The organism is Pseudoalteromonas sp. S2755 (genome assembly GCF_005886535.1).
In the GTDB taxonomy this organism is placed as follows: Bacteria; Pseudomonadota; Gammaproteobacteria; order Enterobacterales; family Alteromonadaceae; genus Pseudoalteromonas.
The window spans coordinates 1-6,687 of sequence record NZ_PNDS01000135.1; the positions used below are offsets into that span (position 1 = coordinate 1).

The 6,687-nt window shown below is 40.0% G+C and carries 8 protein-coding genes and 1 pseudogene; 8 read left to right on the plus strand and 1 reads right to left on the minus strand.

Features of this window, described 5'->3' with window-relative positions:
• Positions 1-466 (minus strand): phage integrase N-terminal SAM-like domain-containing protein (locus tag CWC03_RS19220; protein ID WP_171040284.1); only part of this gene is annotated, 466 nt, incomplete at its 3' end.
• 298 nt (positions 467-764) lie between these two features.
• On the opposite strand from CWC03_RS19220, the gene CWC03_RS19225 reads away from it, so the two are divergent.
• The 8 genes and pseudogenes from CWC03_RS19225 (at position 765) to CWC03_RS19260 (ending at position 6,495) form a co-directional block, all read left to right on the plus strand.
• Positions 765-1,598 (plus strand): tyrosine-type recombinase/integrase, encoded by an 834-nt coding sequence (locus CWC03_RS19225; RefSeq protein ID WP_138583250.1) that lies wholly within the window; start codon positions 765-767, stop codon positions 1,596-1,598.
• Positions 1,595-2,686 carry an IS91 family transposase gene (locus tag CWC03_RS19230; RefSeq protein WP_138583251.1) on the plus strand — a complete coding sequence of 364 codons (1,092 nt, stop codon included), beginning with the start codon at positions 1,595-1,597 and terminating at the stop codon, positions 2,684-2,686. Before CWC03_RS19225 ends, CWC03_RS19230 begins: the two co-directional genes overlap by 4 nt.
• Positions 2,687-3,092: 406 nt before the next feature.
• Entirely contained in the window at positions 3,093-3,539 is a 447-nt protein-coding gene (locus tag CWC03_RS19235) for a hypothetical protein (RefSeq protein ID WP_138583252.1), read from the plus strand.
• Between the two features lie 110 nt (positions 3,540-3,649).
• Entirely contained in the window at positions 3,650-3,898 is a 249-nt protein-coding gene (locus tag CWC03_RS19240) for a hypothetical protein (RefSeq protein ID WP_138583253.1), read from the plus strand.
• Positions 3,899-4,008: 110 nt separating this feature from the next.
• Positions 4,009-4,338, plus strand: a complete 330-nt coding sequence (locus CWC03_RS19245) for a hypothetical protein (protein WP_138583254.1) — start codon at positions 4,009-4,011, stop codon at positions 4,336-4,338.
• 255 nt (positions 4,339-4,593) lie between these two features.
• Positions 4,594-5,672 (plus strand): IS3 family transposase gene (locus tag CWC03_RS19250; RefSeq protein ID WP_442960328.1). Its coding sequence is split into 2 segments (ribosomal slippage): positions 4,594-4,846 and positions 4,846-5,672, totalling 1,080 coding nucleotides; the frame shifts between segments, so codons are not numbered across the junction.
• Between the two features lie 41 nt (positions 5,673-5,713).
• Positions 5,714-6,091 (plus strand): annotated as a pseudogene (locus CWC03_RS19255) (transposase); the annotation flags it as partial.
• A 194-nt stretch (positions 6,092-6,285) separates the two neighbouring features.
• Complete coding sequence (locus tag CWC03_RS19260; RefSeq protein WP_249314082.1) at positions 6,286-6,495, plus strand: hypothetical protein; 210 nt, start codon at positions 6,286-6,288, stop codon at positions 6,493-6,495.
• Positions 6,496-6,687: the final 192 nt, after the last annotated feature.

Below are 6,687 nucleotides of genomic sequence, written 5' to 3' on the forward strand. Positions count from 1 at the left end.
CAAAGTCAAAGTCAAAGTCAATGTTCTGAACTCGTAGTTGAACAGCTTCCATTACACGTAAGCCGCTACCATACATTAAACCTGAAATTAAATAATATCGTTTACTTAAAAACGACATGAGACGTTTAACCTCCTCGGGGGTCATAACAATTGGCAACTTAGATTGGCGCTTGCTTCTGACAAACGTTAAATTAGGACACAAATCCTGTTTAATTATTTGCTTATACAGAAAAGATAATGCATTTAACGCTGTCGCTTGTGTTTTAGGCGACACATTACGTTTAAGCACAAGGTAGTCGAGATATTCGACAACCTCGTTATCGCCCATTGAAGCAGGGTGACGCTTATCTTTAAAATGAATATAGGAAGAAATCCACTTAAGATATGTATCAACTGTTCTGAGCGAATATTGTTTAGTCAGCATAAACTCTGCGATGTGGTTTAGAAATGGTGAACGAGTTCTCATTGAATTAGCTCTAAAAAAACTGTATTTATATACAGTATTGGTGTATTTCTCCTATAGTCAAGAAAACGACCCACTGGGTCGTTTTCATCCTTTTCATAAGGATGAAAAATATATCTGTAGCAACAAGTTAGTTATTGTGATAAAACTGGTACAATGAGAATAATGACCCACGACTCGGTAGAAAAACGACCCATTGGGTCGATATTAAATTGTTGAACTAAGCCGCTACGCGGAGATCCTACTCTCACCAACTGAGCCACACTTACCTTGAGGTTATCCCATAACTTGGAGGTAAGTCATGAACCCACTCATAGAACAAGTCAAAACAGAAATAGCCTATCGAGGGTATTCGCAACGTACATGCAAAAGTTACTGTGAGCATCTACTTAAGCTGAGTCACTATTTCAATAAACCACTCGATTCCATTACTGATGACGAGCTGAATATCTTTTTTAACGATCCGGCTATTCGTAAGCTCTCTAGAGCAAGCCAAAAAGTACAAATAAATAGTATTTGGTTTTTGTTTAAACATATTTTACACCGACCGCTGAACCTAGATATCGCATTACCAAAAGCGAAGACTCGCGCACCAACCTATTTATCTCGAGACGATATTCGGCGGTTGATAGAAAACTGTACGGATATGCGATTAAAAACGTTAATTGTGGTTTGCTATGGTTGTGGCTTACGCATTGGTGAGCTTTTGCATATTAAAGTGCAAGATATTGATGGAAAGCGAAAAACCATTTTGATTGAACAAGGTAAAGGAGATAAGTCACGCTATGTGGTGGCCTCCGATAGTGTACTTAACCAATTACGTAGTTACTGGAAAATGTATCACCCAAGGGGTTGGATGTTTTACTCACGATGGTTAATGGATAAACCCATGTCGGCATCAAGCTTCAGGAGACCATTACGTGAACATGCACGACATTGCGGCTTAACTCACTGTAATCCACATGCACTACGCCATGCTTATGCAACACATCAACTTGAATCAGGCATGCCATTGCACCAACTTCAACATCAGCTTGGACACAGTGATATTAAAACCACGCAAAGCTACTTACATTGGTTACCCGAATTGGGGCATGGCGGTGTTGATTTACTCGCAAGTTGGGTTAAACTATGAGCACTTTACATCTCGCTGATATTTTAAATTCGAGCCTTGGCCATTATCGGCAACATCATATAATGAGCTATCAGCAGCTACGCGTCTGTCAGCATCTTCAATCATGCAGAACGGGTCAGCTCGGCTATCAAACATGGCAGTGCGATAACTGCGGTGAGTCACAGCAGATTGGGTGCAGCTGCCGAGACCGCCATTGTCCACGGTGTCAAGGAATGGCAACGGCAAGGTGGATACAAAAGCAGCAAGAGAACTTATTGCCATGCCGGTATTTCCACCTTGTCTTTACGCTTCCTCATGAACTTAATGCCATTGCTCATTATAACCCAAGCGCCTTATACCAGTGTTTATTCAAAGCAGCATGGCAAACCTTGAGTAAATTTGCTAACCGAAAAGGGCATGGCCAATTAGGAATGACTAGCGTCTTGCATACTTGGGGGCAAAATTTAAGTCAGCATATTCATTTACACTGTTTAATCCCAGCAGGTACGCTCGATAAGACTCAATGGAATGAGATAGAAAAAGGCTATTTATATCCCGTTAAAGCGTTATCAACGGTCTTTAGAGGAAAAATGCTAGCGGCGCTTAGTGATTTTAATACGTCACTCGTGAAGATAAACACGCCAACAAAGTGGTGCGTGTATAGCAAAGCCTGCTTAGCTTACAGTGAAAAGCTAGTAAGTTACTTAGCACGGTATACCCGAAAAGGCGTAATGTCTGAATCACGTTTAGTGACAGCGAATGCACAGTCGGTGAGCTTCAAATACCGAGATTACGCAGATGATAATCGTGATAAAGTGATGACACTGAGTAATGACGAATTCTTACGGCGTTATTTGCAGCATGTACTACCGAAAGGATTTATGCGTATTCGACATTACGGTTTTTTAGCCAATGCATGTCGCAAGCGAAAGTTAGCGCTGATAAGGTCGCAGGCGTCATGCACATGCAGAGCAAAGAGGCCAAAGACAGGAGAAAACGTGACATTGATACCGAATTGGCCTTGTCAGCATTGTAAGGTAGGTATCTTGCGGCTAATTGGCGTATTCAAGTTAGATGCAACACCGACCAAAGTAGACCGAACGAGTTAGCAGCTTGATAGCTGCTCAAAATCAATTAGTTAACCTGCTTAATTGCTCAGGCTAGCGGCCTCTGTACGCTAAAAAAATATAATTGCTTATTAAGGTAAATTTAGGTGTAATGAATACATAATGAGCGCTGAGCAATGCAGGGAAAGCTTACATAACACTAGCTAAACTGAATACACTAGCTAGGAAAGTGAGAGCCTCCAAAAAGCAAATTCCCTTAGCATAAATAACACCAACTCTGAGACATCGAGCGGGTAGCGGCTCAGTCCAACAAGCGATTATGCAACACAAACTGCGTGTCGCATAAATACTAAAGTGTTAGGTCTCTAGAGTATTTCTCATGCAGTTGATTATAAAAATAATTTCAATTTTACTGTTCCTTCAAGTTTTTAACGTTAATGGAGCTGACGTGGAACTAGAATCAAAATATATAGAATTGTCTACTGATACTTGGGGTTTAACTTTACCAGAATCATGGAAGCCCGAAGTTATTAAAGGTGGAGTCAGAGTTGATTCAGAGGATGAAGTATTCTCAATTTATGTGTCCACATACAATGTTGATACTCCTTTAAGTGGTTGGGCACAACGAGATCTCGAAATTGTTAAAAACTCCAAGCATTCAAACCTAGAAAATAATTTTAAATACATGCAAGAAACAATAGATTTGGATTCAAAAATCCAATCCTTTGTACTTGATGCATATGACAAAAAAAGTAGCTTTAGAATTTATACACAGCACTTTCGAATGGGTAATAAGCTTGTGACTTTCTCTATTCATGATTATTGGTGTGAGTCTTATGAAAAGTCTGTTAACTTTACACAAGAATTACTAAAAGGTTTTAAAATCAAGACCTAACAAGTGCCTAAACCAAGGGACGCAAATCAGCAGGCTGTGCTCCTTCGTCGCAAATTTTAGCCTGCTATTTTGTGCCGTTTACGGCAGGCGTTATACGTTTAGAGGGAACAATGAGAGAATTTGAATTAGAGCAAGTTTTAACGGACACAATAAATAGAACTCAGGTTGGAGAGGATGTAACAATCAATTTTAGCGGTGAAACAAATCTAATTGATGTTGAGATGAAATTCTCAGGTGGTTGGGCTATTACTCAAACAATAGTTCCTGGAAAGCCCTTTGTTTTCACTAGAGGTGAGGATGGCTTTTTACAAAGTATAAATATAACAATTAAACCCTTTGACGGCTTAAAAAACGTATAACAAGTGCCTAAACCAAAGGACGCAAAACAGCAGGTTTGCGCTCCTTCGTCGCTAATTTTAGCCTGCTATTTCGCGCCGGTTAGGCAAGCGTTAGGTACCTAGGTAATATTGTGAATAACTGGAAACCGGTAGAAAAGTCATGGATTGATAACGATCTTGAAAATCAATTCTGGCTCCTTGACGAACCTCAACAACGCTTTTGGAATCTTATTAAGGTTATGCCTCAAAAATGGCAATTATCACCCATTGGCGACTTAGGTGGTGGTTTTTATGTCGTAGCTATATTTGGAAACCAAGTACTATATTTCAACGATATTGAAGACGGTTACAATATCAGTGAGTTTAAAACTTTTGGTGTGATCAATGATTATTTTTGTAACCAAAATGAACTTCATCATTCTATAAACTATTTGTACGATAAAGTGAGCAGCGGTACCTAACAAGGCCGTAAAACCAAGGACACAAAACAGCAGGCTTGTGCTCCTTCGTCGCCAATTTTAGCCTGCTACTTTGTGCCGTTTACGGCAAGCGTTATAGTGCAATTTGACTATGGATATTATCCGAGAACGCATAGATAAAAGTATTTCTAGTTATTCAGTATCGTTGATGAATAATACAAAGTGGATGTAACTCCCCCAAAAAATGAAACAGTTCATAAGTAGAATTTTCCATTAACTAAAATAGGAAAATTTACGATGAGAAAAAGCAAGTTCACCGAAACCCAAATTGTCAGCATGATCAAGGAAGCTGAATCAGGTATTCCTGTGCCAGAAATCTGCCGCAAACATGGTATCGGCCAAAGTACGTTTTATAAATGGCGCTCAAAATATGGCGGGATGGAAGCTTCAGACGTTAAGCGACTTAAAGAGCTTGAAGAAGAAAACCGTAAGCTAAAAGATATGTTTGCAACGCTTAGCCTAAAGCACTCGATGCTTGAGGATATCATCGCAAAAAAGCTGTAAAAACAAGTAGGCGCAGAGCTTGGGTAGAGCATTTGAGAGCTCAATTTAACGTCAGCGTCGCATTTGCTTGTGAAGTGGCAGGGCTAAGCCGCTCAGTTTTTTATTACAAACATAAACGGCCGTCAGATGATGAAGTTATCGACGCATTACTTGCGCTGGTAGAGCGCCATCCTAGGTGGGGGCTGCCTAAGCTATTCAAAAGGCTTCGCAATAAAGGTAAGCCGTGGAATAAAAAGCGTGTTGAACGCGTTTACAACATGCTAAAACTAAACTTGAGACGTAAGGGGAAGCGCCGTGTTCCAACAAGAACACCTGAACCATTAAGTGCACCGACACAACATAATGAATCGTGGTCAATGGACTTTATGAGTGACGCATTAAGCTATGGACATCGTTTTAGAACACTGAATGTGCTGGATGATTTCAACCGACAAGCACTGGCGATTGAGGTCGATACAAGCTTAACTTCTGAACGAGTTATTAGAACGCTACAACAAATTATTGCTTGGCGAGGAAAACCAAAGCAGATTAGAGTGGACAATGGCCCAGAATTTACTTCAACGGCACTCGAAGATTGGGCAATGAAAAATGACATCAAGTTGGAATTTATAGAGCCAGGCAGTCCTTACCAAAATGGTTTTGTGGAAAGGTTTAATCGGAGTTACCGTGAAGAAGTGCTAGATTTATACTTGTTTGAGTCACTGCAAGAAGTACGTGAAATCACTGATGAGTGGTTAGATATTTATAATTATGAGCGACCTCATGATTCACTAGGTGATATGACACCAATTGGTTATCTTGAGGCTGCATAAAACTCTACGAAATAGCTGTACTAAATTGGGTGGAGTTACAGCGAAGCGGTATCAATGTAAAAAGCTACAACCAAGAATACACGCGATTCTGTGGTTACTTAAAAGATTGCAAAGTATGCCCACTACAACAGCAGTGCATGCGAAAGCCACCGATAAAAACAGGCCGACAAGTACAGTTTAAGAGTGATGAGTCTCGCAAAAAAATCAGTTACATCGACAAAATGAAAGTAAAAATAGACAGCCCAATAGGACGACGACAATACAGCAAACGACTTGGATGTATCGAACCAGTATTCGGCAACATCACGGTGAATAAAGGGATGAATAAGCTCACATTACGCGGCCAAGTAAAAGTCAATGCTCAATGGCAGCTATACTGCCTTGTTCACAATATCGAAAAGTTACGAGAAAGGGTGTAGTAAGCTAAGAACAACCGGACCTAACAGCTCCGAAACGCCTCTCAAACCACAACAAACCAGCTTAAAAAAAAACCTAAAATAACAACTCACACCCAACTAAACGATTGAATCAAAATAGGAACTCAGTTATCGTTTGTTGATTACAAAAACAAATTTGAAACGAGTTATTCTACAGGCTCGTTGTTAGGCATCAAATGAAAATTACAATACGGAAAGCTGAAATTGCCGATAGTGCTGCATTTAGCATGTTGTGGCAGTTTTACCAATATCACCAGAGTACGTTTGACCTAGAGGATGTGGGTTCAGACGGTCGCTTTGACATTGATGAAGAATATCTTGCTTCTATAATTCGAGGTGAAGAAGAATGCGTCGCCAGAAAAATCAGTGACACCCACTACTATTGATATTCAAGCTGGGAGAGTGAAATAAAAAAGTATGTAAACACTCCAATCATTTTGGTCAATAACGTTTTTCGATAAGTTATTTCTTAGCACTTAAGCGTATCTCTACATTAAAACAGGGTTATCGCACACGACAACGCGCTGTAAATACAACGAAAATAAGCGACACCCATCACTATTGATATTCAAGCTGGG

Excerpts from the sequence above, each read along its gene's own strand:
- CWC03_RS19225 (WP_138583250.1), top strand. The coding sequence starts at position 765 with ATGAACCCACTCATAGAACAAGTCAAAACAGAAATAGCCTATCGAGGG.
- CWC03_RS19230 (WP_138583251.1), top strand. The coding sequence starts at position 1,595 with ATGAGCACTTTACATCTCGCTGATATTTTAAATTCGAGCCTTGGCCAT.
- CWC03_RS19240 (WP_138583253.1), top strand. The coding sequence starts at position 3,650 with ATGAGAGAATTTGAATTAGAGCAAGTTTTAACGGACACAATAAATAGA.
- CWC03_RS19260 (WP_249314082.1), top strand. The coding sequence starts at position 6,286 with ATGAAAATTACAATACGGAAAGCTGAAATTGCCGATAGTGCTGCATTT.